This is a genomic window from Nitratireductor sp. GZWM139 (genome assembly GCF_030068685.1).
GTDB classification, from domain to species: Bacteria; Pseudomonadota; Alphaproteobacteria; order Rhizobiales; family Rhizobiaceae; genus Nitratireductor; species Nitratireductor aquimarinus.
This window is the reverse complement of record NZ_JAMQML010000068.1, coordinates 1-480: the sequence shown is the minus strand read 5'-3', so window position 1 is coordinate 480 and position 480 is coordinate 1. Positions and strand designations below refer to the sequence as shown.

The following is a 480-nucleotide window of genomic DNA, read 5'->3' as shown; positions in this document are numbered from 1 at the left end:
CTTAGCAAAGCTGCAGAACTGTCCGAAAAAGTGGGACCACTTCACCTTCCGCGCTCACCGGTATGAACCCGGACGAGATCATCGGCTTCAGCTCCGAGGACGTCGTGGACCTCACCGAACTGGTTTCGCTCTCGACCACGTCCGGTGAAAATGTCGGTGATTTCGTCCGGCTCAACCCCGGCGATGGCAAGGAACTGCAGGTGGATGCGGACGGAACCGCGGGCGGTGATGACTGGGTGACAGTCGCCACCTTCGATGTGCCGCAGACCCCGGCTTCCATCAAGATCCTCTACGACGATGATGGCAGTGACACTTCGGGCACAGTCTGAGTGAAATGACACGACATGCGGCCGCCATTGCGCGGCCGCATGTTTGATAAACCGCCGGGAACCGTGTAATTTCCCGGCTAGGGAACACAACACACCACAGGCGGCAACGCCACGGGGGACTTATGAAGAAGCTTACTTTGGGGCTTGCTGT

1 protein-coding gene is annotated in these 480 nt (G+C 58.5%); it reads left to right on the top strand.

Annotated elements, in window-relative coordinates; genetic code table 11:
• Window positions 1-62: 62 nt before the first annotated feature.
• The gene (locus NDI72_RS21955) at window positions 63-329 is read left to right on the top strand and encodes a type I secretion C-terminal target domain-containing protein (RefSeq protein ID WP_283801803.1); all 267 of its coding nucleotides are present in this window, start codon (window positions 63-65) and stop codon (window positions 327-329) included.
• Window positions 330-480 lie beyond the last annotated feature (151 nt).

Excerpts from the sequence above, each read along its gene's own strand:
- NDI72_RS21955 (WP_283801803.1), top strand. The coding sequence starts at position 63 with ATGAACCCGGACGAGATCATCGGCTTCAGCTCCGAGGACGTCGTGGAC.